Genomic DNA, 26,175 nt, shown 5'->3' on the forward strand with positions numbered 1-26,175 from the left:
TCGCGCTCCCGCCATCAACACGAACGGAGGACGCCGTGGACCACCGCAACGAAGGACCGGGCGAGAACGGCGATCCCGTCCCGCGGGATCTGCCGGACCAGCAGGCGGGCGAGGGCGAGGACCCCTGGGAGGTCGCGAGCGTCCCGGACGAGGAGCCCGGCACCGACAAGCCGGAGGACGTCCCGGACACCGACGAGGCGGGGACCAGCCGGCAGGGGGCGCCGCGGTCGGACACCGTGCATCCCGAGCACCCGGGCGCCGAGGAGTCCTCCGGCTGACCCACGGGCCCGCCTCGACCCGCCGTCCCGTGGGCCGTGGGTCAGCCGGGGTCTCAGCCCGCCTTCCGGCCCTTCATCGGCTCCGTCCGCGCCCCCGCGCCCTGCTGCATCCCGTGCAGGAACTCCTCCAGGACCTCGGTCGCGGTGTGCTCCGGACGCCAGCCGAGTTCCGTACGCGCACGCGTGCAGTCCATCAGGGGCAGCCGCAGGACCGCGTCGAACAGATGCGGCGACGCGGGCAGCAGATGCAGACCCCACGCGGCCGCGATCGCCGAACGGGCCGCGGTGCGGGGCAGCCGTACGGGACGGGCGCCGAGCAGCTCGCCCAGCAACTCGGCGTCGACCGGCGGCTCGCCCGCCAGGTTGAAGGCGCCCCGCACGTCCGAGCGCACCGCCAGCGCGTAGGCCTTGGCGGCGTCGTCGGTGTGCAGCGCCTGCACCCGCAGGCCGGGAATATCGGGGAGGAAGGGCAGCAGATCGGGCCGGGCCAGCTGACCCGGCAGGAACCGGCCGCCGAAGATGCGGCGCTGCTCGCTCGCCGACTCCCGCTTGAAGAGGAACGCCGGGCGCATCCGGACGACCCGGACGGCGGGGTGGTCGCGCTCGAAGGTGTCCAGGGCGCGTTCCAGATACGCCTTCTCCCGGCAGTACGCGGCGTCCGGCCAGCCGTGCGTCGGCCACGACTCGTCGACCGCGTGCTCCTTGGGGCCCGGCGAGTAGGCGCCCACCGACGAGGCGTGCACCAGAGTCGGCACCTTGGCCGCCGCCACCGCCTCGAACACCCGGATGGAGCCGAGGACGTTGGTGCGCCAGGTCATCGCCGGGTCGTGCGTCGGCTGGAACGCCCACGCCAGATGGACCACCGCGTCAGCGCCCGTGAACTCCTCGGTCAGATCGGTCCGTTCCGATGACAGGTCGACCGCGGACCACTCCGTTTTCGCGGGCGACCAGTCCGGGATCCGCCGGGCCAGGCCCCGTACGGAGCCCACCTCCGGATCCTCCGAGAGAAGGCGCACCACGCTGGTTCCCACGTTGCCGGTGGCGCCCGTGACCACGATCCTGCTGCCGGTTGAAGTGCTCACCTTCGGCTCCTTCGGGCCGCTGGGGCGGGGAACCGCCCGAGTACCCGGCCTCCGGCGGTGCACGCGGTGCACGCGGTGCACGGCACGGTCCGCGGCCACGGGATGATCACCCCATGAGCGAGATCATCCTGATGTCCGACGCCCGAGTCGCCGCCGTCCCCGTCGAGGAGAACGGCGAACCACTCGTGGACGTCCGCGAGCACCTCCTGGTCGACGACCGCAAGCACGAGGACTCCCTGGGCGCCGAGATCCAGTTGCGCCAGGGTGTCCTCGACCGGCTGCTCCGTGCGCAGGCCCTGCTGCCCGACGGCCTGCGCCTGCTCTTCGTGGAGGGCTACCGGCCGCCCGCGCTCCAGCGGCACTACTTCGAGCAGTACGCGGCCGAACTGCGCGCCGCCCACCCCGACTGGTCCGCGGACCGGATCCACACCGCGGCCAGCCGCTATGTCTCCCCGCCCGACATAGCCCCGCACAGCGCCGGCGCGGCCGTCGACCTCACCCTCACCGACGCCGACGGCCGCGAACTCGACCTGGGCACCGCCATGAACGCCAACCCGGAGGAGAGCGACGGCGCCTGCTACACGGGCGCCGGCAACATCACCGAGGAGGCGAAGGCCAACCGTGCCCTGCTGGGTGCGGCACTGAGCGCGGCGGGCCTGGTCAACTACCCGACCGAGTGGTGGCACTGGTCGTACGGCGACCGCTACTGGGCCCTGGAGACGGGGGCACCCGCCGCGCTGTACGGGACGAAGGAACTGGACCGGCTGTAGAGCCGTCGGCTCAGGCGAACGCGTTCACGCCCGTCAGCTCCGCCGACAGGGTCCACAGGCGCTCCGCCTGCTCCGGGTCGGTCGCCCACGACCTGACGCCGCTGCTCTGGTCGCCGTCGACGGCGGGCTCGGCGATGTCGCAGTCCTCCAGGTAGACACCGCCCATCCCCGCCAGCTGGGGCGAGGTCGCCGCCCACACCTGTGTGGCCGCGCCCTGCTCCGGGCTCTTGAAGCCGGAGGGGTTGAGCACGTTGCCCTGCTCGTCGATCCAGCCGCGCTCCACCATCTCCGCCTGCGGGAGGTGGCGCTGCAACGGGGTCAGGATGCCGCCCGGGTGGAGCGAGAAGGCCCGCACCCCGCGCTCGGCGCCGAGCCGGTCGAGGTGGACGGCGAACAGGACGTTCGCCGTCTTGGCCTGGCCGTACGCCTGCCACTTGTCGTAGCCGGTCCGCCAGTGGACGTCGTCCCAGCGCATGCCGGAGAAGTGGTGGGCGCGCGAGGACACCGAGACCACCCGGCCGCCGCCGGGCTCGATGGCCGGCCACAGCCGGTTGACCAGCGCGAAGTGCCCGAGGTGGTTGGTCGCGAACTGGGCCTCCCAGCCGGGCCCGACCCGGGTCTCCGGACAGGCCATGATCCCGGCGCTGTCGATGACGAAGTCGACCGTGCGGCCCGAGTCGAGGAACCGCTCGGCGAAGGCGCGCACGCTCTCCAGGTCACCGAGGTCGAGCTCGTCCAGTTCCACGCCGTTCAGCCCCGCCACGGCCTTCCAGGCGGTGTCGGGACGCCGGGCCGGGACGACCACCCGGGCGCCCGCCCTCGTGAGTGCCCGGGTGGTCTCCAGGCCGAGCCCCGAGTAGCCACCGGTGACGATCGCGAGCTTGCCGGACAGGTCCGTGCCCGCGAGGACGTCGTCTGCCGTGCTGTGGGCGTCGAACCCCGAACCGATCTTGTGCTGTGCAGTGCTCATGACGGGAACGCTACGAATTGGAGTGCTCTCCAAGTCAAGCGCGCCCCGCCGGGCACCGGCGCGGACAAGAGGAAGCCCCGACCGGACGGGGGAATCACGGTCGGGGCGGTCAAGTGGTGGGCACGGATGGCGGTCGCCTCTCGGCGAAAGGCTCCACAGGGCTTCAGCCGAACGATCGTCCCTGTGGGCAAAAGGTGAGGCCCGGGGACACTGTCCCATCCGCACCCACGGTCTGTTCAACGGGCAACGACCCTGTGGTGTTCCGCCGTTCGGCGTGTTCCCGGGTGAGCTGCGTCACCCGTTCCGACCGGTCGGAACGGTCTCGCTCCACAGGTTCTCGGCCTGGAGAAGCAGGGTCCCCAGCACGGTCGCGCCCTCGGCCCCCTGTCCGGCGTGCTCCCGCAGCCCGTCCTGGAGCTGACCGCGCAGCTCCCGCATCGCCGCCTCGGCGTGCTCGTCCCGCCGACCCGCACCGCCGGCCGCGAGCAGCCGGTCGCTCTCCGTGTGGCAGGCGTCGCCGATCAGCTGCAGGAGGTCGGCGTACGAGTCCAGTACGGGCCCGGCGGGCGCCGTGGGCGCGCGGCCCTCGTCGGCGGCCACGGTCAGGGTCCGGGTCAGCGCGCTGATGTGCCCGGTGACCCGGCTCCAGCGCTCGTCGTCCTCTTCCGGCGGGAGCGACGCGGGAGGCCGCCGTACGGCGCGCAGCGGGGCGGCGGTCAGCCGCAGGCTCTCCCGGCTCCAGCCGCGGGCGGACCGCAGCGCCCCCAGCCGGCGCTCCAGCCGGGCCGAGGCGTGCGACCAGCGCTGTGTGTCCCACTCACCGTCCCGCAGGTCACCGGCCACGGTGTGCAGGGTGTCGCCCGCCTCCCGGGCCAGCGCCGCGAGGTTCTCCCGTACGTCCCGCAGATGGATCGGCGGCAGGACGAACGCGTTGACGGCGACACCGATGACCGCGCCGAGCGCGGCCTGTCCCACTCGATGGCCGACGGCGGACGCCCCGGCGGCCCCGGTGGCCAGGGTGAACAGGGCGGTGGTGGCGCCGTAGATCCCCTGGTCGCCGAAGCGTGGCAAGTTCGCCAGGAGCACCAGCGGCGGCACGGACAGGGCCACGGCGCCCAGCGTGCTCCCGGTGACGGCCAGTGCCACCGACGCCAGTACGGTCCCGCAGCAGATCGCCGCCAGCTGCCGCGCGCCCTGGATCAGTGAGCTGTACACGGTGGCCTGCACCAGCACCACCGCCACCCAGGGCGCCATCAGCGCCATCGGATCGCCCATCCACACGCCCGCCACGAGCCAGGCGAGGATCGCGGCGGCCGAGGCCTTGAGCGACTGAACGAGAAGATCGCGCTCGCGCCCCGGCCCGCGGCAGGCGGCGCGGGCGGCCCGGCCGACCGCACCGGCCTTCTGCCGGAGGGCGTGCGTCGGACGGGGCTGTCGGCGGAGAGCTTCTGTCACACCTGTCATGAGCAGTGGGTTCCGTGCGGCCGGTACGTCATGCCAGGGGGCTGTCCGCAAGGGACGCCAGCAGGTGGGCCGGATCGTCGTAGATCGCCTGCGCGCCCGCCTCCTCCAGGTCGGCGCGGGGAATGCCGCCGCACAGCACGCCGACACAGCGCACGCCCGCCCGGGTGCCGGCCTGCATGTCCCAGACGGTGTCACCGACGAAGACCGCGCGCCCGGCGGGCACCCCGGCCAGCTCCAGGGCGTGCTCGACGGGCTCGGGGGCGGGCTTGCCCTGCTCGACGTCGTCGGCGCTGGCGGTGGCCATGATCGCGTCGTCCGCGCCGATCGCCCGGCGCAGCGCGGACAGTTCCGCCCCGCCCGCCGAGGTGGCGAGGACCACCCGCCAGCCCTCCTGGTCGAGATGCCGCAGCAGCCGGCCCGCGTCCTGGAGGGCGGGCAGCCGGTCGAAGTACTGCCCGTACAGGGCCTTGTGGGCGGCGCTGAGCTCCTCGTCCTGGTCCTTGTCGCGGTCCTCGCCGAGCAGATGCGCGACGAGGTCGTCGGAACCGAGTCCGATGGCCCGGTGGACGGCGTGCATGGGCACCCGGTGGCCCGCCTGCCGCAGCGCCTCCCACCAGGTCGTCACATGCAGGTGGTTGGTGTCGACCAGGGTGCCGTCGACGTCGAACACTGCCGCCCGTTCCATGTACCGCTCCTTTGCTGTCGGGTCGCACGGGTACCACTTCAGGCGCCCGCCACTCGGGCCGGTACCCGGCCCTCCCGGGACCAGGCCAGCAGTTCGCCGAGGTCCCAGGTGGTCACGATCCGCTCGGCCGGCACCCCGCACTCCTGCGCCCGCGCGCACCCGAGGATCTGCCAGTCGAGCTGGCCGGGAGCGTGCGCGTCGGTGTCGACGGAGAACAGCACGCCCGCGTCGACCGCCCGGCGCAGCAGCCGGCGCGGCGGGTCGAGGCGCTCCGGGCGACTGTTGATCTCCACCGCCGTGCCCGACTCGGCGCACGCGGCGAACACCTCGTCCGCGTCGAACTCGGACTCGGGCCGCCCCCGCCCGGTCACCAGCCGTCCCGTGCAGTGTCCGAGGACGTTCGCGTGCGGATCGCGTACGGCGGCCACCATGCGCCGGGTCATCGAACGGGCGTCCATGCGCAGCTTGGAGTGCACGGACACGACCACCACGTCCAGGCGGTCCAGGAGTTCGGGCTCCTGGTCAAGGGAGCCGTCGTCGAGGATGTCGCACTCGATGCCGGTGAGCAGCCGGAAGGGCGCCCAGGTCTCGTTCAGCGCCGCCACCACGTCCAGCTGCTCCCGCAGCCGCTCCGGGGACAGTCCCCGGGCCACGGTCAGCCGCGGTGAGTGGTCGGTCAGCACCGCCCACTCGTGGCCGAGCTCCGCCGCGGTGCGGCCCATCTCCTCGATCGGGCTGCCGCCGTCCGACCAGTCGGAGTGCAGATGGCAGTCGCCGCGCAGGAGCGCCCGCAGCTCCTCGCCGCCCCGGGCCCGGGGCGTGGTGGACTCCGCCTCCAGCTTCTCCAGGTAACCGGGCACGCCTCCGGCCAGCGCCTCGCGCACCACCTGGGCCGTCTTCGGGCCGATGCCCTTGAGCGACTCCAGCGACCCGTCCGCCGCGCGCTCGCGCACCTCGTCCGCGGGCAGCCCGGTCAGCACCCGGGCCGCCGTACGGAAGGCACGGACGCGGTACGTCGGTGCCAGGGACCGCTCCAGCAGGAAGGCGATCCGTTCCAGGGCCTCGACGGGATCCATCGCCACCTCCACCTCCAGAGTTCCCCAGGCGCCCGGGGCCCGCACGACGGACGAGCGGTTTGTCGGGTTCGCCGCCGGGTACTGCGATGGCGCGTCGGACCTCCCTCGGATCCCGGACCCCGGACGTCCGGCAGCCGCCTCGTCAGGCCCGACGAGACCCCCACCCCGAGGAGGCCGAGATGTCCGCCCCCACCGCTCCCCGCAGCAAGGTGGCCGTGATCACCGGAGCCGACTCCGGCATCGGACGGGCCACCGCCGTCCGGCTGGCCCGGGCGGGGATGGACATCGGGATCACCTGGCACAGCGACCTCAAGGGCGCCGAGGAGACCGCCGAGGAGGTTCGCGCGCTCGGACAGCGGGCCGTCGTGGCCCAGATGGACCTCACCCGGCTGCCCGTCGCCGCCGGCACCGTCGACGAGCTGTGCGACCGGCTCGGCCGTCTCGACGTCCTGGTCAACAACGCGGGCACCGGCACCATGACGCCCTTCCTCGACCTGGAGCTCGACACGGTCCGAGAAGTCCTCGACGTCGACCTGGTCGGCCCCTTCCTGTGCGGCCAGCGGGCGGCCCGGCACATGGTCCGGCAGGGCGACGGCGGCCGGATCGTCAACGTCACCTCCGTCCACGAGCACCAGCCCCGGGTCGGCGCGGCCCCGTACTGCGCGGCCAAGGGCGGCCTGGGACTGCTCACCCAGGTCATGGCCCTGGAACTCGCCGAGCACGGCATCACCGTCAACGCGGTCGTGCCCGGCGAGATCGCCACCCCGATGACGGGCCAGGAGGACACCGACGTCCACACCGAGGAGCGCCCGGGCATCCCGCTCGGCCGCCCGGGTGACGCCCGCGAGGTCGCCGCCGTGATCGCCTTCCTCGCCGGCCCCGAGGCCACCTACGTCACCGGCGCGTCCTGGAGCGTCGACGGCGGGATGCTCCGCATGGGCCCGCAGGCCGGCTCGCACCTCGGCGACGACGAGTGGCGGCGCCCCTGAAGACCGCGCACCGGCACCGAGTCGGGCCGTGTGCCCGGGGATGAGGACGCCCTGACCGTCGTACCCGCGCGCAGGCACCGCGGGCACGGCGGGGACCGGTTGCCCGCGTACCCGGAGCAGGGGCGCCCGCCTCTCCCTCCCGCGGGATGCGTTCTACGCTCGTTCCATGACCGAAATCGCCAGCCCGCACATCGCGCACCCGCGGATCATCGTGCTCGGGGTCCAGCCGACCACGCCGCCCTTCCGGATCGTGGAGATCGACGGGGAAGTGGTCGGCGAGGCGAGGGCCGTCACCGACGTGCTGGAGGCGGCCGCCGCCTTCGGCATCACGGTCCACGACCTGGACGACCCGGAGGTGGTGCGCTGGGTGGGCGGCGACAAGTTCACCTGGACCCGGCACTGACCCGCAGGTTCAGCCGACGGTCCACTTCTGGTTGGCGCCGCCCGTGCAGGTCCACAGCTGCAGCCGGGTGCCGTTGGCCGAGCTGTTGCCGGTCACGTCGAGGCACTTGTCGGCCTGCGGGTTGACGATGTCGTGTGCGCCGGTGACGGTCCAGCGCTGGGCCCCGGAGCCGTTGCAGTCGTAGAGCTGGACCGGCGTCCCGTCCGCGGTGCCGCCGCTCGCCGCGTCCAGGCACTTGCCGAGCGCGCGGACCGTGCCGTCCGCGCCGACGGTCCACTGCTGGGCGGCGGTGCCGTTGCAGTCGTAGAGCTGTACGGCGGTCCCGTTCGCGGGGTTCGCCCCGGCCACGTCCACGCACTTGCCGGCCAGACCCCGGATCGCCGCCCCGGCGGCCGTGTCGCCGGTGGTCACCGACACGTGGTCCACCACGAGTTGCTGCGGGAAGGCCGTGGAGCCGTCCGGGTCGCCGGGCCAGTAGCCGCCGACCGCGAGGTTGAGGATCAGGAAGAACGGCTTGTTGAAGACCCAGGTGCGGCCGCCCAGGTCGGCCGGGGTGCGCCGCTGGTAGACGTTCCCGTCCACGGACCAGGTGATCGAGTCCGGTGCCCAGTCGACGGCGAAGGTGTGGAAGGCGTCCGCGAAGGCCTGGCCGTTCGGCAGGGAGTAGCCGGCGCCTATGCCGCCCGAGCCGGAGTAGCCGGGGCCGTGGATCGTGCCGTGCACGGTCGAGGGCTCGAAGCCGACGTTCTCCATGATGTCGATCTCGCCCGAGTCCGGCCAGTTGACCGGGGTGCCGAGCATCCAGAACGCGGGCCACATGCCCTGTCCGCGCGGTATCTTCATCCGCGCCTCGACGTGCCCGTACTGCGCGGTGAACTTCCCGGAGGTGTTCAGCCGGGCCGAGGTGTACTGGCAGGTGCCGTACCAGCACTGGTAGTTCGCGGGGTTCTCGCGCCGGGCCGTGATCACCAGATGACCCTGGCCGTCCAGTGCCGCGTTCTTGTTGCCCGACGTGTAGTACTGCCGCTCGTGGTTGTTGACGTTGTCCCCGGTCTCGATCTGCCACTTCGAGGAGTCGACGGCGGCTCCGGCGGGCCCGTCGAAGGTGTCGGAGAACGTCACCGCGGCGGCACTGGCAGCGGCGGAGGAGGCGGTGGGCGAGCCCGCCTCGGCGGTCCCGGCGGAGATCAGTACGGCGGACAGCGCGGCGAGGAGACATCTGCGGAGCAGGCGTGAGGCGGCCACGGCTCTTCCTTCGGGGTGGGGGGTGAAGGTGTCGCCTCTTGATTTAAGGGGTGAGTTAAGGGGTGGTCAATACTTTGGTACGGACCAGACGTTGAGCCTGGTCCGTACTCCTCACTCCTACTTCCCCGGCTTGGCGACCGGCTTCTTGTGCACGGCCCGGCTCAGCCGCCGCCCCAGCAGCAGATAACCGATCAGGGCGCCGGAGGTGTTCAGGATGACGTCGTCGATGTCGAAGGCCCGCCCCTCCACCAGCGCACCCTGCGCGAACTCCACCAGCAGCATCACCACGGCCGTCAGCAGCAGGATCCGCAGCAGCCCGCGGGTCTTCGGGGCGATGATCGGGACCAGGATGCCGAACGGGATGCCCAGCAGGATGTTCCCGCCGATCTGCTTGAAGGCGTCCCGCATCTCGGGCTGGTCCAGATAGGCCTTGAGCGAGGCACCGGGGTGCAGGTTGGTGTGCGTCAGATCCACCGACGCGGGCGACGGTTCGAGGGTCAGCCGGGCCAGGACGACGGCGAACGCCACCATGAACACGAACGCGAACACCATCGCCACGAAACGGACGACGAGGGAGAGCGGACTGCGCCGTGGGCGGGCGGGCTTCGCCGCGGGCTCGGTCTTGGCGGTGCCGGCGTCCGACCCCGCTCGCGAACGTGAGAGCACCCAGGCCATTGATTCCTCCACTCTGCAACTTCCCTGTGTCGTTGGGCGGTTACCCCTGAACAGCCCGAGAATGCCGCCGCCCCGCGCTCTGCTCACGTTTCCCTTCGTACGGTCGGGGCACTCCGGGCTGGGAACCGAGCGCGCCGTCACCGCACGCCCCCGAGCCGGTGTTTGGATGGCGCGCGGCCGTTTCCCGCGGCCGGAGATCCGAGGAGGTGGCGCATGAACGCACGCACGACACTCCTCGCCTCGGCCGAACTCCTCGGCTGGTGGGCCGCGCTGGCCGTGCTCTGGCTCGTGTTCATCAGCACCGTGGACACCCTGGAACTCGCGGTCGGCGCGGGCGTCGCCTGCCTCGGCGCACTGGCCGCCCGGGCCGCCCGGCGGGCGGTGACCGGACGGTGAACGGCTGGATCCTCGCGGCGGCCGTCGTCCTCGGCGGGGGAGTGGGCGCCACCGTGTGGGGCGTCGCCACCGGGCCGCTCAGGCGCCGGGTCGTGGCGCAGAACCTGTGCACCGCGTTCGCCTGCCCCGCCCTCCTGCTGCTCTCCCAGGGCTACGACCGCCCCTCCTACGTCGATCTCGCCCTGGTCCTCGCCCTGCTCGGCCCGGTCGGCACACTCGTCTTCGCCCGCCTGCTCGCCGACGAACTGGCAGCGGACCCGCCGAGCGCCTGGGGCCTGACCTACGCGGCCGCCGCGGTCGGCGCGGTGGTCGTCCCCGCGCTGTGCGTGGCCACCGGACCGAGCCGGGCCATGGCCAAGCTGCTGGTCGTGGGAGCCCTGCTGATCGGCGGCAACCTTCTCGCCTCACGCGCCCTGTCCGGCGCCTTCCCGGAGGTCCGCCGTGGCTGACGCGGTGATCGTCGTCGCACTGCTCCTGGTCGCCCTCTCCGCGACCGCGGCGGTGGCGGTCCGCGACCCCGCGCGCCAAGCCCTGGTCCTGTCCGTGCTCGGCCTGGTCCTCGCGGTCCTGTTCACCGTGCTCCAGGCCCCCGACGTGGCCCTGTCGCAGCTGGCGGTGGGCTCCGCGCTCACCCCGCTGTTGCTGCTGCTCGCCGTCCACAAGGTCAGGCGGCGCGGCAAGAAGGAAGGACACCACAGGTGAGCCGACGCGCCCGGCTGTGGCTCGTGGCGGTGGGCGGGGCGGGTCTGGCGGCCCTCTTCGTGGCCGCCGCCCTCGACCTGCCCGCCTTCGGCGGCGACCACCACCCCTACGGCGACCGGGCCGTCCACGCCGCCCTGACCCGGCGCACCGCCAACGTCATCGCCTCCGTCAACTTCGACCAGCGTGCCTTCGACACCCTCGGCGAGATGACCATCCTCTTCGCCGCCGTCATCGGCTGCGTGATCCTGCTGCGCCGGACCCACGACGAACACCGCGGCCGCCCTGCCCCGGAGAAGGTGGCCCGTCCCGTCCGCCGGTACTCCCTCCTCGTGCTCCCCGTCGCCCTCCTCACCGGCCTCTACGTGATCGCCCACGGACAGCTCAGCCCCGGCGGCGGCTTCCAGGGCGGGGTGGTCGCCGCGACCTCCCTGCACCTGCTCTACCTGGGCGCCGACTACCGCGCGCTGGAACGCGTCCGGCCGGTCGCCCTGTACGAGACCGGCGACGCGATCGCGACCTCCGCCTACGTCGTCACCGGCCTCGCCGGACTGATCGGCGGCTCGGCCTTCCTCGCCAACACCGTGCTGCCGTACGGCACCTTCAACACGCTGTCCTCCGGCGGCACCGTCCCCCTGCTGAACGCGGCCGTCGGCATGGAGGTGGCCTGCGCGGTCGTCGTCCTGCTCGCCCGCTTCCTGGACCAGACCGTCGAGATCGAGGAGGGGAACGGGAAGTGATGGACGTCTTTCCCTATCTGGTCGCCGGGTGGGTCTTCTTGACCGGCTGCTACGGCCTCGCCACCAGCCGGAACCTGATCCACGCCGTCGGCTGCCTGTCCGTGTGCCAGGCCGGCACCTATGTCCTGCTGCTGGCCGTCGGCTACCGCGACGGCGCCACCGCCCCCGTCTTCTCGGACCTGAAACCCGGCTCGCGCCCGGTCGTCGACCCGGTCGTGCAGGCCCTGACGCTGACCGACGTGGTCGTCGGCGCCACCGTCACGGCCCTGCTGCTCGCCCTCGTCGTGCAGATCTCCAAACGGCACGGCACCGTCGACCCCGACGAACTCTCCGAGCTGCGCGGCTGATGGACGCCTCGCTGCCCCTGCTGGTGGCCGTACCGCTGCTCGGAGCCGCCCTGCTCGTCGCCGGCGGCCGCCTGGTTCCCCGGCCCGTCGCCGAGACCGTCGGCTGCGCGGTCTCCGCGGGCACGGCCGCCCTCGCCCTCGTCCTCCTGCTGAACTCCTCGCCGCCCTTCCTGGAGTGGTCCGGCGGCTGGACCCCCGTGCAGGGACAGAGCGTCGGCATCGTCCTGATCGGCGACGGGCCCGGCCTCGGCATGGCGGCGCTCGCCTCGCTGCTCACCCTGGCGTCACTGGCGTACTCCTGGCACTACTTCGACGAACCGCCCAGCGGCCACGCCGGCTCCTTCCCCGCACTCCTGCTGCTGTTCCAGGGCGGCATGTGCGGGTTCGCCATCGCGGGCGACCTGTTCAACGCGTTCGTGTGGTTCGAGCTGATGAGCGTCGTGGCGTACGCCCTCACCGGCCACCGGGTCGAGGAGGCCAGGGCCGTCCAGGGGGCGCTGACCTTCGCGGTCGTCACCTCGCTCGGCGCCTACGCCCTGCTCATGGGCATCGGGCTGCTGTACGCGCGCACCGGCGAGCTGGGGATGCACGCGATCGGCCGGGGGCTGGACGCGCACGGGTGCCCCGACGCCCTGGTCCTCGCCGCGTTCGTCCTGGTCATGACCGCGCTGCTGGTCAAGTCGGCCGCCGTCCCCTTCCATTTCTGGCTCCCCGACGCGCACGCCGTCGCCCCCACCCCCGTGTGCATGCTGCTCTCGGGTGTCATGGTCGAACTCGGCACCTTCGGCGTCTGGCGCGTGTACGGCACGGTCTTCTCCGGGCCTGGCGGCGTCCCGGCCCCGGAGTTCGAGCGGGCCCTTGTCACGCTGGGCGCGCTGACGGCGGTGATCGGCGCCGTGATGTGCTGGTACCAGCGGCACATCAAACGGCTCCTGGCCTACTCGACGGTCGCCCACACCGGGCTCTTCCTCATCGGCATCGGCGTCCTGAAACCCGAGGCCGACGACGGGATCGCCCTGTACGTCCTCGGCCACGCCGGAGTGAAGGCCGCCCTGTTCGCCTGCACCGGCATCCTCCTCGACCGCTACGGCAGCGTCGACGAGCACGCCTTGCACGGCAGGGCCCGCGAACTCAAGGGCGTCGCCGTACTGTTCGTCCTCGGCGCCCTCGGCCTCGCGGGCCTGCCGCCGTTCGGCACGGCACTGGGCAAGTCCGTCACCGAGGAGGCCGTGGGCGGTCCGCTCACCGTGCTCTACGTGGCGGCGAGCGCGGTCACCGCCGCGGCCGTCCTGCGGGTCGCCGCCCGGGTGTTCGGGGGCCTGGGACCCAGGCCCGAGACGGGTTCCGGGTACGAGACGACCGGCTCCGGCGAGCGGCCCGAGACCCGGCACCGGCTCAGCCGGATCCCGGACACCATGACCGCAGTGCCCGCCGTCCTGCTCGCCGGAGCCGTCGCCGTCGGCGTGGCCCCCGGTTTCGCGAAGGTGGTCGCGCGTGCCGTGAACGAGACCGGTTCCGCGGGCGTGTTCACGTCCGTCCACTGGACCCCGGCCGGCGTCCTGCTGGGCCTGGTCTCGACCCTGCTGGCCGGGGTCCTCGCCCTCCTCGCCGTCGCCCGCCCGAAGGCGTTCGCCGCACCGGACCGGGCGCTGTGGCTACGGCGCCTGCAGTCCGGGCACGTCGGCGACTACGTGGCGTGGGTGCTGGTCGGCACCACCGTGCTCGGCGCCCTCACCCTGCCGGGCATGCTCGGCGGCTGATCAGGTGCCGTAGGTGACCTCGACCTTCTTGAAGCCGAGCGAGTTCAGCAGTCCCTTGAGCATGTTGGTGGTGTTGGTCTCGGCCCGCTTGGTCAGCTCGCTCTCCTTCGCCGCCTCGGTGATGTGCTTCACCGCGAGTTTCTGCACGGCCTGTTCGCCGTTGGGGTTGTCGGAGAAGAAGTCGCCGAGCCGGTCGAGCAGACCGCGCTGCTTGGAGACCGCGTAGGAGCGGTCGGCGTCCAGCGTGGCCTTGCCCAGCTGGGCGTGCGGCAGATGCAGGGTGGCGGCCGTGCGGTCCTCGTTGACCGTCACGTCGTTCTTGGCGACCTTGCCGAGGTCGACATAGGCGTCGACGGCGCCCGCCCCCACGTACAGGGTGCGCGAGCCGCGGATCGCGTCGGGCAGGAACTTCGTGTCCTTCTCCAGGTCCACGACGACCTGGAAATTGCCGGAGGCGGCGTCGTAACGGCTGATGTCCTGGAGGGACTCCAGAAGTGCGGGACCCGTACGGTCGTGGGTCTCGGTGCCGAACAGGTCCTTGAGGCCAGGGAGCACACTGAACCGGATCCCGGCGAAGAACACCACGAGCACCACCACGACGGCGGTCAGTATCTTCGCCCAGCCGGGCATGCGCCTGGACACGCGCCTGATGGGAGTCGTCATGCGACGGCCCTCCTTCCTACTGCACGGATGCCCAGGGATGACCCCCAAAAGCCCTGCGGGACCGTCTTGTTGGCTGATTGGGACACTGCCGGGACACAGGGGGGCGCACTACCGTGGAGAACTCTGCGTACCGGCGTGTCTGGAGACCCGGATGAGCACAGACAGCACGGCCCGGACCCTTTGTCCCATGCACCGCATCCCGCTGCCCGAGAACGGCCCGCCCCGGCTCACCACCCTGGCCACCGGCACCCCGGTCTGGCTCGTCACCCGCTACGCCGACGTGCGCCAGGTGCTCATGGACCCCCGCTTCGACAGGCAGTCGCTCCGGGACGAGGACGCCCCGCCGCTGCTCCTCGTGCCGAACCTGCTGGACTCCCCGGACGGCCTCCTCAACCAGGACGGACCGCCCCACCAACTGCTGCGGGGCACGGTCCAGCGGGCCTTCACCCCGCGCGCGATCGCCCGCTGGCGGCCCTGGACCGCCTCCGTGGTGGAGACCCTCCTCGACGACCTGGCCCGGCAGCCACAGCCCGCCGACATCGTCGAGGCGTTCACCCGCCGCCTGCCGGTCTCCGTGATCTCCCGGCTGATGGGGCTGGAACACGCCGACTGGGAGCGCATCCGCGACTGGGCCGACCACGCCCTGTCCGGCGGCGCGCACACCGCCGAGGAAGTCGGCGCGGCCATGCGGGAGTTCGGCCTGTTCTGCGCGGAACTGATCGCCGAGCGGCGCAAGGAGCCGGGCGACGACCTGGTGAGCGCCCTGGTCGTCGCGGGCGACGGCCTCGGGATCGAGGAGCCGCGCCTGGTCGTCCTGGTCCTCGGCCTGGTCGTCGCCGGACACGAGACGACGATGACGGCCCTGGGCAACATCGTCGTCCACCTCCTCACCGACGGCCGGGATGCCTGGCCCGGCCTCGCCGAGAGCCAGGAGGCCGCCGGGACCGCCGTCGAACAGCTCCTGCGGACGATCCCGCTGAGCGAGGGCAGGGTGCTGCCCGGCCTGATCCGCCGGGCGGTCGACGAGGTCGAGGTGGGCGGGGTGACGATTCCGGCCGGGGCGGTGGTCGCCGTCCAGACCAACGCGGCGAACAGGGACCCGGACGTCTTTCCGCGGCCCGAGGAGACCGACCTGTTCGCCCCGCTGACGACACCGAGCGTGGTCTTCGGCGCCGGCCCCCACCACTGCCTGGGCGCGTGGCTGGCCCGCTTGGAGCTGGGCCTGGCCCTGCACCGGCTGGCGGTCCGGTTCCCGGGTCTGCGGGCCGAGTTCACCCCGGAGGCGATCGCGTGGCGGGAGGGACAGATGACCCGGGGGCCGCGCCGGCTGCCGGTGTCCTGGTGAGCACTCCTAGGGCCTGAGTTCCCGGTCGCCCGAGGGCCTGGACCACCACACCCCTTCACCGTGCGTGAGCCCGGGAAGGCGCAGTTCGACCTCGCGTACCCGCCGGGCCGGGAGCTCCCCGGTGATCAGCCATGCGGTGGCGCCTCCGGTGGTGCCCGTGAACTCCGCTCCCACTGAAGCCAGTTGCGCGGTCACCGGTGCCAGCGCATCGAGGGGGATCTCCGCCTCGAACGCGTGGCACGGCTCGAACAGCCGCGTGCCGGCCCGCTCCAGGGCCCGACGCAGCACGATCGGCGTGAGCCCGCGGAAGTCGGCGGCGGTACTGAGCGGTCCCACGAAGCCGGAGCGGACGAGGACGACCCGGTAGTCCGCCACGGTCGCACCCGTCAGCCCGGTCCGCATGCTCGCGTGGACCGTCTCCTCGACGGCCTGGTGGAACGCCCGGGGGAGCGCTCCGAGTTCGGTCTCGTACCCGAAGACACCACCGGAGCCACGCTCGCCCGGCTCGACCCGCAGTCCGATCGTCGCCCAGTAACGGTTCCCGAGATGCCAGGGGTTCTCCTCGCACGCTTCCCCCATGCCGCGCGGACGCTCCAGGTACCGCACCCGGCCGGGCTCGAAGTCCGCCTCCACACCGAAGTCCTGGGCGAGGGTCGCCGCGAGCACCTCCATCTGGACCTCGCCGTAGAGGAGCAGCGAGGTGCCGCCTCCGGGCGCGGGGCGCGCGTGGATCAGGGGGTCCTGATCGGCGAGGGTCAGCAGGGCCGAGCGCAGCCGGGCCGCCTGCTCGGGGCGGCGGGCGGTGACCAGGGTCTGCAGGGTCGGGGGCGAGAACTGCGGTGCGCGGTCCGCCAGTTCGCCGAGGCGGTCGCCCACGCGGAGGCCGGGGGAGAACGTCAGTGCCGCGATGGTGCCGGCGGTGAGCGGTCCGCTCAGATGGGTCACCCGCCCGCGGACCCGGCTCGTCGCGCCGTCGGCCTCGCGGCGCAGGAACGTCAGCCGCTGGCGCTCGGTCACCTGGCCGCCGTACAGCCGCAGATACGCCGTGCGCTCCCCGCCGGGTCCGGGACGTACGGCGAACACCGTGCCGCGCGGTTCGCCCTCCGGTGTGGTGGCCCCGCCCGGGATCAGCCGGGTCACGCCCTCCACCAGGTGGCTCACACCCTGGCCGCCCAGAGCCGAGCCGAAGAACACCGGGTGGAAGGAGCCGTCGGCGGTGCGGGCGGCGAGGCTCGTGCGCAGGTCGTCCGGGGTGGGCTCGGGGCCGTCCACGAGCGCGGCCAGGATGTCCTGGTCGACCTCGGCCAGGGCGTCGGCCAGCCGGCCGTCCTCGGGCAGGGCGGTCACCCCGGCGGCGGTGGTGCCGATGCCCGTGACCTCCGTGAGCGGGGCGACGTACGGCGTCAGCCTGCGCCGGACGTCGGTGAGCAGGCTCTCGTCCCGAGCACCGGCCCGGTCGATCTTGTTGACGAAGATCAGTGTGGGCAGCCGCAGCCTGCGCAGGGTCCGCATCAGCACACGGGTCTGCGCCTGGACGCCCTCCACGGCGGACAGCAGCAGCACCGCACCGTCGAGGACCTCCAGGGCGCGCTCGACCTCGGCGACGAAGTCCGAGTGGCCGGGGGTGTCGATGAGGTTGATCCGGGTGTCACCCACGGTGAACGAGGCGACCGCGGAGCGGATGGTGATGCCGCGCTGCCGCTCGATCGCGCCGTCGTCGGTGCGGGTGTCGCCGGTGTCGACGCTGCCGAGCCGGTCGATCGCGCCGTGGTCGAACAGGAGCCGCTCGGTGAGACTGGTCTTACCGGCGTCGACGTGGGCCAGAATTCCGATGTTCAGGGTGTGCATACGGGGTCGAGTCCTCGAGAACCGTGGGCCGAAGGGGGCGCTGGGTCGATTCGAGGAGTCGGCGCATGCGAGGGATCCTGACAGGAGGGAACGCGGACGTGGCCATGATGGCGTGCGCAGGCCCGGCCACCGCAACCGGATTTCTGATGCCGGGCGGCCGGCGGGCGGGCCAGTAGCATGAGCCGGGCAACCCGAGATGATCATCCTAGGAGCAGGTCCGTGCGAGACATCGCCGTGTTCAGCGGTAGCGCCCACCCCGAGCTGGCGGCGGAGGTCTGCGCGCATCTCGGTGTGCCGCTCAGCCCCACCCGGGTCAGCCGGTTCGCCAACGACTGCCTGGAGGTACAGCTCCAGGCCAATTGCCGGGAGCGGGACGTCTTCCTCGTCCAGCCGCTGGTCAGGCCCGTGCAGGAGCACCTGGTGGAGCTGCTGCTGATGTGCGACGCGGCCCGCGGGGCCTCCGCGCGCCGGATCACCGTCGTGATGCCGCACTACTCCTACGCCCGCTCCGACAAGAAGGACGAGCCCCGTATCTCCCTCGGCGGGCGGCTCGTCGCCGACCTGATGGTGTCGGCCGGAGCCGGCCGCGTCCTCGCCATGACCCTGCACTCCCCGCAGGTGCACGGCTTCTTCTCGGTGCCCGTCGACCACCTGCACGCCCTGCGCGAGCTCGCCGCGCACTTCCGGCAGTACGACCTCTCGCGCACCACTGTCGTCTCCCCGGACCTCGGCAACGCCAAGGAGGCGGCCGCCTTCGCCCGGCTGATCGGCGCCCAGGTGGCCGCGGGCGCGAAGCAGCGCTTCGCCGACGACCGGGTCAGCATCAGCGACGTCATCGGCGAGGTCGCAGGCCGGGACGTCATCGTGTTGGACGACGAGATCGCCAAGGGCAGCACGGTCCTGGAACTGCTGGACCGGCTACGGGAGTTGGGCCCGCGTTCCATCCGGGTCGCCTGTACGCACGGGCTGTTCGCCGACGGTGCCCTCAAGAGGATCGGCGAGCAGCCCGACGTCCTGGAGATCGTGTGCACCAACACCGTGCCGGTCCCGGTCGAGGAACGCACCGACAAGCTGCGGATCCTGTCCATCGCGCCCGCGCTCGCCGAGGCCGTACGCCGCATCCACAACGGCGAGTCCGTCAGCGCCCTGTTCGACGCGCCGCGGAACGAGTAGCCCGGCGAGAAGTGCGAAGCGGCGGACGGTCATAACGTCTCGGACGTGGCCTCGGGCCGGCTCAGGGCCGCGTCCAGCGACGGCAGCGGGGGCAGCAGCCGGGCAAGGCCGGTCGCCCGGATGATCCGCAGGGTGAGCGGGTGGGTGCAGACCAGGAGCAGCCGTCCGTTGTTGGCGAGCACCCGCGAGCGGGCCCGGTACAGCAGCCGCAGCCCGGAGCAGTCGAAGAACTCCACGGCGCTGAGGTCGATCACCAGCCGCGCGTCGGGATGCCCCGTGACCCGGTCCAGGACGGGCAGGAGCTCGACGGCAGCGGCGATGTCGATCTCCCCGTGGAACTCCAGCACGGTGTGACCGCGCTCCTCGTGGACCCGCAGATGCCGGGACAGCGGCGCAGGTTCCTGCTGCACGACGACATCGCCTCCAACCGACTGCACGGGCGGCACGGGGTGCAGGTCACCGTGCCCCGGGGGCATGCAAATCCGTTCCCCGCTCTGCAAGTTACCCTCGATAGAGTGAATTTGAGCATGTTCGATTGACATATGTCTTCGAATTGCGACCGTCGGTTCGCGCTGGGTTCACGCGGGGCTCGCGCCCGGCTCACGACAGGGCGTGCCAGGCCCTGGTCAGCGCTTGACGGAACTGCTCGGTCTGGTGCGCGGTGAGGTCCCGCACCATCCGTTCCTCCAGTTCCCGCACGGGCCCCGCGTGCTGGGCGAGCAGTGCGCGTCCCTCCTCGGTCAGCAGGATCAGCAGCTCCCGGCGGTTCCTCGGATTGCGCTCCCGGCGCACCAGCCCGCGGGTCTCCAGGGAGCGCACCAGGTCGGCGATCGACTGGGCGGTGACGAAGGAGTCCCGCGCCAGCTGCGCCGCCGACAGCCCGTCGTGCCGCTCGAGGACGGTGAGGGCCGTGTACTGCAGAGCGGTGATCCCTGACGGCCTGACCAGCTCGTCCAGATGGGAACGGACGACTAGCTCCACCTGTTTCACCATGTAGAGGAGCGACGGGGGCGCCTTGGTCACCTGTGTGTCGAGCATGGGTTCAGGCTAGACCATTGACAGGAAACCTGTCTGTAAAGAGACTGCGAACCGACAGGAATCCTGTTTGTTGAAATCTTGGCGACGAAGCTGAGGAGCGGCGATGTCCTCCATCGAGATCGAACCCGGACGGCTGTTTGTGGGCGGCCAGTGGCGCGAGGCCGCCGACGGAGCGCGCACCGAGGTGGTCGACCCGTCCCGGGGTGCGGTCGTCACCACCGTCGCGGAGGCCGGCGCCACCGACGTGGACGCGGCCGTCCGCGCCGCACGGGAGGCCTTCGACGGCGGCGCCTGGTCAGGCCTCAGCGGTCGCGAGCGGGGCCGGATCCTGCACCGGGTCGCCGAGCTGATCCGGGAGAACGCCGACGAACTCGCCCAGTTGGAGAGCCTGGACGTCGGCAAGCCGATCTCGCTGTGCCACGCCGTGGACGTGACCAACGCGGCCAACGACTACGAGCACTTCGCGGCCCTCGCCCACTCCCTGGACGGCGCCGTCCGCAACACCCCCATGAACGCCCTCGCCTACACCAAGCGCGAGCCGCTCGGCGTGGTCGCCGCGATCACCCCGTTCAACTTCCCGCTGATCCTCGCCGGTTCCAAGATCGGCCCCGCGCTCGCCGCCGGCAACACGGTCGTGCACAAGCCGGCCGACGAGACCCCGCTCAGCGCCCTCTACATGGCCGCACTGCTCCAGCGGGCCGGCGTCCCGGACGGGGTCGTCAACGTGGTCACCGGCACCGGACCGGTGGCCGGCGAGGCCCTGCTGCGCCACCGCGGAGTCGACAAGGTCGCCTTCACCGGCTCCACCGCGATCGGCCGGCACGTGGCTGCCACCGCGGGCGAGGCCCTCAAACCCGTCACCATGGAGCTCGGCGGCAACGCGGCCAACATCGTCTTCGAGGACGCCGACCTGGAGAAGGCGGTCGGCGCGATCATCAAGGCGTTCGTCTTCAACACCGGCCAGTTCTGCATGGGCGGCCCGCGCCTGCTCGTGGCCCGCTCGGTCCACAGCACCCTGCTCGGCATCCTCGCCGACGCCGTGCCCGGCGTACCGGTCGGCGACCCGCGCGACCCCGGGACCGTCGTCGGTCCGATGGCGGGGGAGAAGCACCTGAAGAAGGTCGAGGAGTACGTCGACCTGGCGCGCAAGGAGGGCGGCCGGATCGTCTGCGGCGGTGAACGCCTGGACCTCGACGGCGGCTTCTACTACCGGCCCACGGTGATCGCCGACCTCTCCAACGACTCCCGGGTCGTGCAGGAGGAGATCTTCGGTCCGGTCCTGACCGTGCAGCCCTTCGACACCGAGGACGAGGCCGTCGCGCTCGCCAACTCCACGCCCTACGGCCTGGCTTCGGGCGTCCAGACGACCAACCTCGCCCGCGCGCACCGGGTCGCCGACCGCCTCCAGGCGGGCATCGTCTGGGTCAACGACTGGGCGATGCTCGACCCCGCGGTGCCCTTCGGCGGGGTCAAGGACTCCGGCTACGGGCGCGAGTACGGTCCCGAGGCGCTCGACGCCTACACCAAGGTCAAGTCCGTCGTCGTCTCGCTCGACTGAGCGCCTTCCAAGGAGTTCCCGCGATGTCCCTCACCACCCGTGCCGCGGTCGTCGAGTCCGGCGGCGCGCCCTTCACCCTCTCCGACGTCACCCTCGACGAGCCCGGACCCCGTGAGGCCCTCGTCCGGATGGTCGCGACCGGCCTGTGCCACACCGACCTCGGCGTGGCGAGCGGCGGACTGCCCTTCCCGCTGCCCGGAGTCCTCGGGCACGAGGGCGCGGGAATCGTCGAGGCCGTCGGCCCGGCCGTCACCGGCGTTGCTCCCGGCGACCACGTCGTGCTGTCGTTCACCTCCTGCGGCGACTGCCGCAACTGCGACGGCGGCCACCCCGCCTACTGCGCCGGCTGGCTGCCGCTGAACCTTCTCGGCGGCCGCCGCGCCGACGGCACCAGCACCATCAGCCGGGACGGCGAACCCCTCGGCGGACACTTCTTCGGGCAGTCCTCCTTCGCCGAGCGCGCCCTGGTCGACGAGCGCAGCCTCGTCAAGGTCGATCCGGACGTGCCGCTGGAGTCCATCGCTCCGCTCGGCTGCGGGGTGCAGACGGGCGTCGGCGCCGTGTGGAACGTACTGAAGCCGGTCACCGGCTCCACGATCGTCGTGCTCGGCGCCGGAGCGGTCGGTCTGTCCGCGGTCATGGCCGCCGCCCTCACCCCCGCCACGACGATCGTCGCTGTCGACCGCGTCGGCGAACGCCTCACCCTGGCAAAGGAGTTGGGCGCCACCCGCACCGTCGACGCGGGCGCGGAGGACCTCGGTGAGGCGCTCGCCGCGATCACCGGCGGCCAGGGCGCGGACGGCATCGTGGAGACCACGGGCAACGTGGCCGTCCTGCGCCAGGGCGTCGACGCGCTCGGCGCGCGCGGCACCCTGGTCGTCGTCGGCGCCCCGCCGTTCGGCACCGAGGTCTCCCTCGACGTCAACGGGCTGCTCGGCGGCAAGCGGGTGGTCGGACTCACCCTCGGTGACGCCGAGACGCAGAGCTTCATCCCCGCCCTGGTCCGTCTGGTGAAGGAAGGACGGCTCCCGCTGCACCGCCTGATCAGCACCTATCCGTTCGCGGACATCGATCAGGCGGTACGGGACATGGGCGCGGGCAAGGCGATCAAACCCGTGCTGACGTTCTGAGCCCGGGTCAGTCCGTCACGAGGACCAGCTTCCCCGTCGTCCGGCCGGTGTCGCCCAGCGCATGCGCCTTCGCGGCATCGGCCAGCGGGAACGTCCCCGCGATCGTCGGCCGCAGCTCGCCCTTCTCGACCAGGTCGGCGATCGCCCGCATCCCGGCCCGGTCGGCGTCCACGAGCATGCGTACGGCCCGCACTCCGAGCCGCTCGGCCTCCGTGTCGAACTCGTCCGAGCCGACCGGCAGGATCGACACCACGATCCCGCCCGGCCGCAGCACCCGCAGCGAGTCCACGGACGTGTCGCCGCCGAGCGTGTCCAGCACCACGTCGACGTCCTTCACCGCCTCGGTGAAGTCCGTCTCCCGGTAGTCGATCACCTCGTCCGCGCCCAGTTCGCGCAGGAAGTCGTGCTTGCCCGCGCTCGCGGTGCCGATCACGTAGGCGCCCCGGGCCTTGGCGATCTGCACGGCCACGTGACCCACCCCGCCGGCCGCCGCGTGGATCAACACCCGCTGTCCAGGCCGCAGTTCGGCGTTCTCGACCAGCGCCTGCCACGCGGTCAGCGACACGAGCGGCAGTGCGCCCGCCTGGACGTGGTCGATCGAGGCCGGCTTGTGCGTGAGGGCCCGTACCGGCGCGATCACGTACTCGGCGTGCGAGCCGTGGCCCCACGGGTACGGCAGCATGCCGAACACCTCGTCGCCCGGTTTGAAGGTGGCGACGCCGATGCCGACCGCCTCGACCACGCCGGAGACGTCCCAGCCGAGGACGAACGGCGGCTCTCCGAGGAAGCCCCCGGTGGCGCGGTGCTTCCAGTCGGTCGGGTTCAGTCCGGCCGCCCGCACCCGGACCAGTACCTGGTTGGAACGCGGCGCGGGGCGCTCGACCTCGATCTCCTTGAGGACCTCGGGACCGCCGAGGGTGTCCTGGCTGATGACTCGCATGGTGTTCACAGTGCTCATGGTCGTCCAGCCTGCCCGGCCGCGCCCGTCCGGGAAATGGCACGATTGCCAAGCTTCGATAGGATCGTGCCATGCGACATGTGGAGCGGACCGAGCGGGTCGTGGTGCTGGCCCTGGACGGCGTGTACCCCTTCGAGCTGGGCATCCCCAGCCGGATCCTCGGCGCCGCCGACGGCCGGTACGAGGTGATGACCTGCAGCGTGGACGGCCGGCCGGTGCGCAGCAACGCCGACTTCACCATCGGCGTCGAACACGGGCCCGAGATCATCGCCACGGCCGACACGGTGGTGATCACCCCCGTCTCAGCGGAGCGGATGCCCGCCGAACTCCCCGAGGAGGTGCGCCGGGCCCTCGCCCACATCCGCCCCGACGCCCGGATCGTCTCCATCTGCACCGGCGCCTTCGTCCTCGCCGCCGCCGGTCTCCTGGAAGGCCGCCGCGCGACCACCCACTGGCAGCTCGCGGACATGTTCCGGATCATGTACCCGCACGTCGACCTCGACCCCGATGTGCTCTTCGTGGACGACGGCCGCATCCTCACCTCGGCCGGAGCCGCCTCCGGCGTGGACATCTGCCTGCACCTCGTCCGCAAGGACCACGGCAGCGAACTCGCCAACAAGGTCGCCCGCCGCTGTGTGGTCCCGCCGTTCCGGGACGGCGGCCAGGCCCAGTACATCGAGCAGCCCGTCCCGGAGCAGGGCGCCGCGAGCACGGCCGGAACCCGCGCCTGGGCGCTGGAGCGCCTCGACGAGCCCCTGACCCTCGGCGACCTGGCCGCGCACGCCAGGATGAGCCTGCGCACCTTCGCCCGCCGCTTCAACGAGGAGGTCGGCCTCAGCCCCGGCCGCTGGCTGATCCAGCAGCGCGTGGCCCGGGCCCGGCACCTCCTGGAGTCCAGCGATCTGTCGGTCGACCAGATCGCCGGCCGCGTCGGCTTCGCCACCGGCGCGTCCCTGCGCCAGCACCTGCACGCGGCGATCGGGGTGTCACCGCAGGTGTACCGGCGCACGTTCCAGACGGCGGCGCGCTGAACGTTCCCGGCCTCCGGGGCGTCGAAGGATCACGAAGCCGGACGGTGTACAGGGGGCGTGAATGCGCAGAGGGCCGTGGGTGGTGCTGGCGGCGGTTGCCATGACGGTGGTGGGGTGCGAGTCGGGGGAGGGGCTGGTGATCGAGGGCGACGCACCGGCCACGGTCTACGACGGACCGATGCACGTGCCCACGAAGGAACTGGGCGAGCACACACCGCGGGCGCTGCGGCTCGCCTCGGGTGCGGCCGGCCGGGCTCTGGAGTGCGCGGGGGAGATGTACAACGGCAACGGCCCCGACGGGTGGAGCACGGCAGACGGCGGGGCGAGCCCGGAGGAGGGACTTCAGCTGTACTTCGACCTGTTCGACCCGGGGGACCCCCGCTCCGGCTACCGCGTGGAGCGCCGGGAGGCGGACCGCGTGCTGTACTCCTACGACGTCGGCGGCCGGACCAAGGTGGCGGTCGTGGTCGCCAAGGACCAGCAGGGCAGGCCCGGTTGGGGCCCGGAGACCAGCGCGTCCTGCGACCCCTCCGAACTCCCGGCCGCGTGGACCGCCTCCCACGGCTACGAGATCTGGACCGACCGGGCGGGCCGACGGGTGCCGACCACCGAGGTGAGCAGCGGCGCGGGGGACGACCACTGCGGCCAGTGGCAGGTGCACTTCCTCGACCTCGGCGGGCGCAGATACGCCCGCGACCCGGAGGGCCTGCTCGAACCCGGCCTGCTCACCGCGCCCTACGACGACTCGGTGACCCTGCCGGCGGACGCCCACGACACCGGATACCGCTACGAGGACCGGGAGTTGTGGCTGACCGGCGACCGCTCGACGGCCTACGTCCGCACCCCAGACGGGTTCGAGGCATGGCCCCTGCTCAAGGAATACGTGGCCTGCAAGTGAGGCGAGTTCACCGGCTGGCGTGCAGGGCGACCAGCAACTGCCAGACCTGGTCGGAGATGTCGGCCGCGGAGGCGTCGAGCAGGCCGTGCAGCCAGTCGGCGAGGACGCCGGCGAAGGTGGCCGCGACCGCGGAGGCGACCAGGGGGGCGTCGGCGGCACCCGCGAGCTCGCGCTCCCGCAGACTGTAGGCCCGCAGATCCCGGTGCAGCACCCTGCCCAACGGTCCACCGCCACCCGGGGCGAGCAGGGACCGGTACAGGGCGGCGTGCGGGGTGAGCGAGGCGAAGAACTCCGCGAGCGCGGGCGGCGCGTGCACCGGGTCGGGCCGCCCGCGCCAGGCGTGCAGCGCCTCCACGGCGTCCCGTACGACGTCCGCGCAGGCGTCGACCGCGAGCGCCTCCAGGCCGTCGTAGTGCACGTAGAAGGTGGCCCGGCCGACCCCGGCCCGTCGCACGAGGGCGGCCACGCCGACCTCCTCCAGCGGCCGTTCGGCGCACTCCGCGAGCAGGGCCTCCCGCAGCCGCGCCCGGGTGCGGGCCGTCCGCGGGTCCTCGGGTGCGGGGCGGTTCACTGCGCGGCGAGGACGGCGGCCAGGGCGAGCGCGCCCGGCAGGGCCTGAGCAACGAGGATCCGGACGTTGGCGGTCACGGCGCCGTACACACCGGCGACGATCACGCACACCAGGAAGAACACCTGAGCCCGGAACCCGGTCGGGTCCCCGGCGACGAGCCCCCACACCAGCCCGGCCGCGAGGAAGCCGTTGTACAGGCCCTGATTGGCGGCCATCGGGGCGGTCGCCTTGGCCATCTCCCGGTCGAACCCGTGGAAGGACATCCCCGGCTTCTTCTGCCACAGGAACATCTCCATCACCAGGATGTACACGTGCAGCGCCGCCACCAGGCCGACCAGGACATTGGCCAGGATCTCCATCAGCTTCCCTCACTTCTTGGACGT

Annotated in this window: 30 protein-coding genes; 16 read left to right on the forward strand and 14 right to left on the reverse strand. The window is 72.3% G+C overall.

Features of this window, described 5'->3' with window-relative positions; translation table 11 throughout:
* Nucleotides 1–35 precede the first annotated feature (35 nt).
* Nucleotides 36–278 (forward strand): hypothetical protein, encoded by a 243-nt coding sequence (locus H293_RS0106605; RefSeq protein ID WP_020117096.1) that lies wholly within the window; start codon nucleotides 36–38, stop codon nucleotides 276–278.
* Between the two features lie 53 nt (nucleotides 279–331).
* Here H293_RS0106605 and H293_RS0106610 read toward each other — a convergent pair whose 3' ends face one another.
* Nucleotides 332–1,360 (reverse strand): SDR family oxidoreductase, encoded by a 1,029-nt coding sequence (locus tag H293_RS0106610; RefSeq protein WP_028807610.1) that lies wholly within the window; start codon nucleotides 1,358–1,360, stop codon nucleotides 332–334.
* A 113-nt stretch (nucleotides 1,361–1,473) separates the two neighbouring features.
* On the opposite strand from H293_RS0106610, the gene H293_RS0106615 reads away from it, so the two are divergent.
* The gene (locus H293_RS0106615) at nucleotides 1,474–2,130 is read left to right on the forward strand and encodes a M15 family metallopeptidase (RefSeq protein WP_020117098.1); all 657 of its coding nucleotides are present in this window, start codon (nucleotides 1,474–1,476) and stop codon (nucleotides 2,128–2,130) included.
* Nucleotides 2,131–2,140: 10 nt separating this feature from the next.
* Here the strand turns inward: H293_RS0106615 and H293_RS0106620 are convergent, their stop codons facing one another.
* From H293_RS0106620 to H293_RS0106635, 4 genes are all read right to left on the reverse strand, one after another.
* Nucleotides 2,141–3,100 carry an SDR family NAD(P)-dependent oxidoreductase gene (locus H293_RS0106620; RefSeq protein WP_020117099.1) on the reverse strand — a complete coding sequence of 320 codons (960 nt, stop codon included), beginning with the start codon at nucleotides 3,098–3,100 and terminating at the stop codon, nucleotides 2,141–2,143.
* 294 nt (nucleotides 3,101–3,394) lie between these two features.
* On the reverse strand, nucleotides 3,395–4,564 hold the full coding sequence (locus tag H293_RS0106625; protein WP_020117100.1) for an FUSC family protein: 1,170 nt from the start codon (nucleotides 4,562–4,564) through the stop codon (nucleotides 3,395–3,397).
* A 28-nt stretch (nucleotides 4,565–4,592) separates the two neighbouring features.
* The gene (locus H293_RS0106630) at nucleotides 4,593–5,249 is read right to left on the reverse strand and encodes an HAD family hydrolase (RefSeq protein WP_020117101.1); all 657 of its coding nucleotides are present in this window, start codon (nucleotides 5,247–5,249) and stop codon (nucleotides 4,593–4,595) included.
* A gap of 38 nt (nucleotides 5,250–5,287) precedes the next feature.
* Nucleotides 5,288–6,325 (reverse strand): PHP domain-containing protein, encoded by a 1,038-nt coding sequence (locus H293_RS0106635; protein WP_033415293.1) that lies wholly within the window; start codon nucleotides 6,323–6,325, stop codon nucleotides 5,288–5,290.
* A gap of 179 nt (nucleotides 6,326–6,504) precedes the next feature.
* On the opposite strand from H293_RS0106635, the gene H293_RS49175 reads away from it, so the two are divergent.
* Nucleotides 6,505–7,314: an SDR family oxidoreductase gene (locus H293_RS49175; RefSeq protein WP_020117103.1), complete on the forward strand. Its 810-nt coding sequence runs from the start codon at nucleotides 6,505–6,507 to the stop codon at nucleotides 7,312–7,314.
* Between the two features lie 166 nt (nucleotides 7,315–7,480).
* Nucleotides 7,481–7,717, forward strand: coding sequence for a hypothetical protein (locus H293_RS0106645; RefSeq protein WP_020117104.1), 237 nt, complete (start codon nucleotides 7,481–7,483; stop codon nucleotides 7,715–7,717).
* Nucleotides 7,718–7,726: 9 nt separating this feature from the next.
* Here H293_RS0106645 and H293_RS0106650 read toward each other — a convergent pair whose 3' ends face one another.
* Complete coding sequence (locus H293_RS0106650) at nucleotides 7,727–8,962, reverse strand: glycoside hydrolase family 16 protein (protein WP_020117105.1); 1,236 nt, start codon at nucleotides 8,960–8,962, stop codon at nucleotides 7,727–7,729.
* A 117-nt stretch (nucleotides 8,963–9,079) separates the two neighbouring features.
* Entirely contained in the window at nucleotides 9,080–9,637 is a 558-nt protein-coding gene (locus H293_RS0106655; protein ID WP_020117106.1) for a VanZ family protein, read from the reverse strand.
* A 213-nt stretch (nucleotides 9,638–9,850) separates the two neighbouring features.
* Here H293_RS0106655 and H293_RS0106660 point away from each other — a divergent pair, with 213 nt between their 5' ends.
* The 6 genes from H293_RS0106660 to H293_RS0106685 are packed head-to-tail and all read left to right on the forward strand — an operon-like array spanning nucleotide 9,851 to nucleotide 13,579.
* Nucleotides 9,851–10,033: a hypothetical protein gene (locus H293_RS0106660; RefSeq protein WP_020117107.1), complete on the forward strand. Its 183-nt coding sequence runs from the start codon at nucleotides 9,851–9,853 to the stop codon at nucleotides 10,031–10,033.
* Nucleotides 10,030–10,482: a monovalent cation/H+ antiporter complex subunit F gene (locus tag H293_RS0106665; protein WP_020117108.1), complete on the forward strand. Its 453-nt coding sequence runs from the start codon at nucleotides 10,030–10,032 to the stop codon at nucleotides 10,480–10,482. Before H293_RS0106660 ends, H293_RS0106665 begins: the two co-directional genes overlap by 4 nt.
* Nucleotides 10,475–10,735 carry a Na(+)/H(+) antiporter subunit B gene (locus tag H293_RS0106670; protein WP_007386563.1) on the forward strand — a complete coding sequence of 87 codons (261 nt, stop codon included), beginning with the start codon at nucleotides 10,475–10,477 and terminating at the stop codon, nucleotides 10,733–10,735. The genes H293_RS0106665 and H293_RS0106670 overlap by 8 nt, the downstream gene beginning before the upstream one ends.
* Nucleotides 10,732–11,472, forward strand: coding sequence for a hydrogen gas-evolving membrane-bound hydrogenase subunit E (gene mbhE / locus H293_RS0106675; RefSeq protein ID WP_020117109.1), 741 nt, complete (start codon nucleotides 10,732–10,734; stop codon nucleotides 11,470–11,472). Before H293_RS0106670 ends, mbhE begins: the two co-directional genes overlap by 4 nt.
* A complete protein-coding gene (locus tag H293_RS0106680) occupies nucleotides 11,472–11,819 on the forward strand; it encodes a sodium:proton antiporter (RefSeq protein ID WP_020117110.1) in 348 nt (115 codons plus the stop codon). Before mbhE ends, H293_RS0106680 begins: the two co-directional genes overlap by 1 nt.
* Complete coding sequence (locus H293_RS0106685; RefSeq protein WP_020117111.1) at nucleotides 11,819–13,579, forward strand: complex I subunit 5 family protein; 1,761 nt, start codon at nucleotides 11,819–11,821, stop codon at nucleotides 13,577–13,579. The genes H293_RS0106680 and H293_RS0106685 overlap by 1 nt, the downstream gene beginning before the upstream one ends.
* Here H293_RS0106685 and H293_RS0106690 read toward each other — a convergent pair whose 3' ends face one another.
* Complete coding sequence (locus H293_RS0106690; protein ID WP_020117112.1) at nucleotides 13,580–14,242, reverse strand: DUF4230 domain-containing protein; 663 nt, start codon at nucleotides 14,240–14,242, stop codon at nucleotides 13,580–13,582.
* Nucleotides 14,243–14,393: 151 nt separating this feature from the next.
* Between H293_RS0106690 and H293_RS0106695 the strand changes: the two genes are divergently transcribed.
* Nucleotides 14,394–15,587 carry a cytochrome P450 gene (locus H293_RS0106695; protein WP_028807612.1) on the forward strand — a complete coding sequence of 398 codons (1,194 nt, stop codon included), beginning with the start codon at nucleotides 14,394–14,396 and terminating at the stop codon, nucleotides 15,585–15,587.
* Nucleotides 15,588–15,593: 6 nt separating this feature from the next.
* Here the strand turns inward: H293_RS0106695 and otr(A) are convergent, their stop codons facing one another.
* Nucleotides 15,594–17,435 carry a tetracycline resistance ribosomal protection protein Otr(A) gene (otr(A), locus tag H293_RS0106700; RefSeq protein WP_020117114.1) on the reverse strand — a complete coding sequence of 614 codons (1,842 nt, stop codon included), beginning with the start codon at nucleotides 17,433–17,435 and terminating at the stop codon, nucleotides 15,594–15,596.
* A gap of 219 nt (nucleotides 17,436–17,654) precedes the next feature.
* Between otr(A) and H293_RS0106705 the strand changes: the two genes are divergently transcribed.
* The gene (locus tag H293_RS0106705) at nucleotides 17,655–18,608 is read left to right on the forward strand and encodes a ribose-phosphate diphosphokinase (RefSeq protein WP_020117115.1); all 954 of its coding nucleotides are present in this window, start codon (nucleotides 17,655–17,657) and stop codon (nucleotides 18,606–18,608) included.
* A 29-nt stretch (nucleotides 18,609–18,637) separates the two neighbouring features.
* Here H293_RS0106705 and H293_RS0106710 read toward each other — a convergent pair whose 3' ends face one another.
* Nucleotides 18,638–19,084 carry an anti-sigma factor antagonist gene (locus H293_RS0106710; protein WP_020117116.1) on the reverse strand — a complete coding sequence of 149 codons (447 nt, stop codon included), beginning with the start codon at nucleotides 19,082–19,084 and terminating at the stop codon, nucleotides 18,638–18,640.
* Nucleotides 19,085–19,208: 124 nt separating this feature from the next.
* Nucleotides 19,209–19,646 carry a MarR family winged helix-turn-helix transcriptional regulator gene (locus H293_RS0106715; protein ID WP_007386573.1) on the reverse strand — a complete coding sequence of 146 codons (438 nt, stop codon included), beginning with the start codon at nucleotides 19,644–19,646 and terminating at the stop codon, nucleotides 19,209–19,211.
* A gap of 103 nt (nucleotides 19,647–19,749) precedes the next feature.
* Here H293_RS0106715 and H293_RS0106720 point away from each other — a divergent pair, with 103 nt between their 5' ends.
* Entirely contained in the window at nucleotides 19,750–21,204 is a 1,455-nt protein-coding gene (locus H293_RS0106720; protein WP_020117117.1) for an aldehyde dehydrogenase family protein, read from the forward strand.
* A gap of 23 nt (nucleotides 21,205–21,227) precedes the next feature.
* Nucleotides 21,228–22,334, forward strand: a complete 1,107-nt coding sequence (locus H293_RS0106725; RefSeq protein ID WP_020117118.1) for an NAD(P)-dependent alcohol dehydrogenase — start codon at nucleotides 21,228–21,230, stop codon at nucleotides 22,332–22,334.
* Between the two features lie 7 nt (nucleotides 22,335–22,341).
* Here the strand turns inward: H293_RS0106725 and H293_RS0106730 are convergent, their stop codons facing one another.
* Nucleotides 22,342–23,292 carry an NADP-dependent oxidoreductase gene (locus H293_RS0106730; protein ID WP_033415243.1) on the reverse strand — a complete coding sequence of 317 codons (951 nt, stop codon included), beginning with the start codon at nucleotides 23,290–23,292 and terminating at the stop codon, nucleotides 22,342–22,344.
* Between the two features lie 71 nt (nucleotides 23,293–23,363).
* Between H293_RS0106730 and H293_RS0106735 the strand changes: the two genes are divergently transcribed.
* A complete protein-coding gene (locus H293_RS0106735) occupies nucleotides 23,364–24,323 on the forward strand; it encodes a GlxA family transcriptional regulator (protein WP_020117120.1) in 960 nt (319 codons plus the stop codon).
* A gap of 61 nt (nucleotides 24,324–24,384) precedes the next feature.
* Complete coding sequence (locus H293_RS0106740; RefSeq protein WP_020117121.1) at nucleotides 24,385–25,221, forward strand: hypothetical protein; 837 nt, start codon at nucleotides 24,385–24,387, stop codon at nucleotides 25,219–25,221.
* Between the two features lie 7 nt (nucleotides 25,222–25,228).
* Here H293_RS0106740 and H293_RS0106745 read toward each other — a convergent pair whose 3' ends face one another.
* Together H293_RS0106745 and H293_RS0106750 are read right to left on the reverse strand one after the other, a co-directional pair.
* Nucleotides 25,229–25,792 (reverse strand): TetR/AcrR family transcriptional regulator, encoded by a 564-nt coding sequence (locus H293_RS0106745; RefSeq protein WP_020117122.1) that lies wholly within the window; start codon nucleotides 25,790–25,792, stop codon nucleotides 25,229–25,231.
* Nucleotides 25,789–26,151 carry a DUF1304 domain-containing protein gene (locus tag H293_RS0106750; protein ID WP_020117123.1) on the reverse strand — a complete coding sequence of 121 codons (363 nt, stop codon included), beginning with the start codon at nucleotides 26,149–26,151 and terminating at the stop codon, nucleotides 25,789–25,791. Before H293_RS0106750 ends, H293_RS0106745 begins: the two co-directional genes overlap by 4 nt.
* Nucleotides 26,152–26,175 lie beyond the last annotated feature (24 nt).

It is taken from the genome of Streptomyces canus 299MFChir4.1 (assembly GCF_000383615.1).
Taxonomy (GTDB): Bacteria; Actinomycetota; Actinomycetes; order Streptomycetales; family Streptomycetaceae; genus Streptomyces; species Streptomyces canus_C.

Coding starts and splice junctions, on each gene's coding strand:
- H293_RS0106615 (WP_020117098.1), top strand. CDS start 1,474: ATGAGCGAGATCATCCTGATGTCCGACGCCCGAGTCGCCGCCGTCCCC.
- H293_RS0106620 (WP_020117099.1), bottom strand. CDS start 3,100: ATGAGCACTGCACAGCACAAGATCGGTTCGGGGTTCGACGCCCACAGC.
- H293_RS0106625 (WP_020117100.1), bottom strand. CDS start 4,564: ATGACAGGTGTGACAGAAGCTCTCCGCCGACAGCCCCGTCCGACGCAC.
- H293_RS0106630 (WP_020117101.1), bottom strand. CDS start 5,249: ATGGAACGGGCGGCAGTGTTCGACGTCGACGGCACCCTGGTCGACACC.
- H293_RS0106635 (WP_033415293.1), bottom strand. CDS start 6,325: ATGGATCCCGTCGAGGCCCTGGAACGGATCGCCTTCCTGCTGGAGCGG.
- H293_RS49175 (WP_020117103.1), top strand. CDS start 6,505: ATGTCCGCCCCCACCGCTCCCCGCAGCAAGGTGGCCGTGATCACCGGA.
- H293_RS0106645 (WP_020117104.1), top strand. CDS start 7,481: ATGACCGAAATCGCCAGCCCGCACATCGCGCACCCGCGGATCATCGTG.
- H293_RS0106655 (WP_020117106.1), bottom strand. CDS start 9,637: ATGGCCTGGGTGCTCTCACGTTCGCGAGCGGGGTCGGACGCCGGCACC.
- H293_RS0106660 (WP_020117107.1), top strand. CDS start 9,851: ATGAACGCACGCACGACACTCCTCGCCTCGGCCGAACTCCTCGGCTGG.
- H293_RS0106680 (WP_020117110.1), top strand. CDS start 11,472: ATGGACGTCTTTCCCTATCTGGTCGCCGGGTGGGTCTTCTTGACCGGC.
- H293_RS0106685 (WP_020117111.1), top strand. CDS start 11,819: ATGGACGCCTCGCTGCCCCTGCTGGTGGCCGTACCGCTGCTCGGAGCC.
- H293_RS0106690 (WP_020117112.1), bottom strand. CDS start 14,242: ATGACGACTCCCATCAGGCGCGTGTCCAGGCGCATGCCCGGCTGGGCG.
- H293_RS0106695 (WP_028807612.1), top strand. CDS start 14,394: ATGAGCACAGACAGCACGGCCCGGACCCTTTGTCCCATGCACCGCATC.
- H293_RS0106710 (WP_020117116.1), bottom strand. CDS start 19,084: ATGCCCCCGGGGCACGGTGACCTGCACCCCGTGCCGCCCGTGCAGTCG.
- H293_RS0106715 (WP_007386573.1), bottom strand. CDS start 19,646: ATGCTCGACACACAGGTGACCAAGGCGCCCCCGTCGCTCCTCTACATG.
- H293_RS0106720 (WP_020117117.1), top strand. CDS start 19,750: ATGTCCTCCATCGAGATCGAACCCGGACGGCTGTTTGTGGGCGGCCAG.
- H293_RS0106725 (WP_020117118.1), top strand. CDS start 21,228: ATGTCCCTCACCACCCGTGCCGCGGTCGTCGAGTCCGGCGGCGCGCCC.
- H293_RS0106730 (WP_033415243.1), bottom strand. CDS start 23,292: ATGAGCACTGTGAACACCATGCGAGTCATCAGCCAGGACACCCTCGGC.
- H293_RS0106735 (WP_020117120.1), top strand. CDS start 23,364: ATGCGACATGTGGAGCGGACCGAGCGGGTCGTGGTGCTGGCCCTGGAC.
- H293_RS0106740 (WP_020117121.1), top strand. CDS start 24,385: ATGCGCAGAGGGCCGTGGGTGGTGCTGGCGGCGGTTGCCATGACGGTG.
- H293_RS0106750 (WP_020117123.1), bottom strand. CDS start 26,151: ATGGAGATCCTGGCCAATGTCCTGGTCGGCCTGGTGGCGGCGCTGCAC.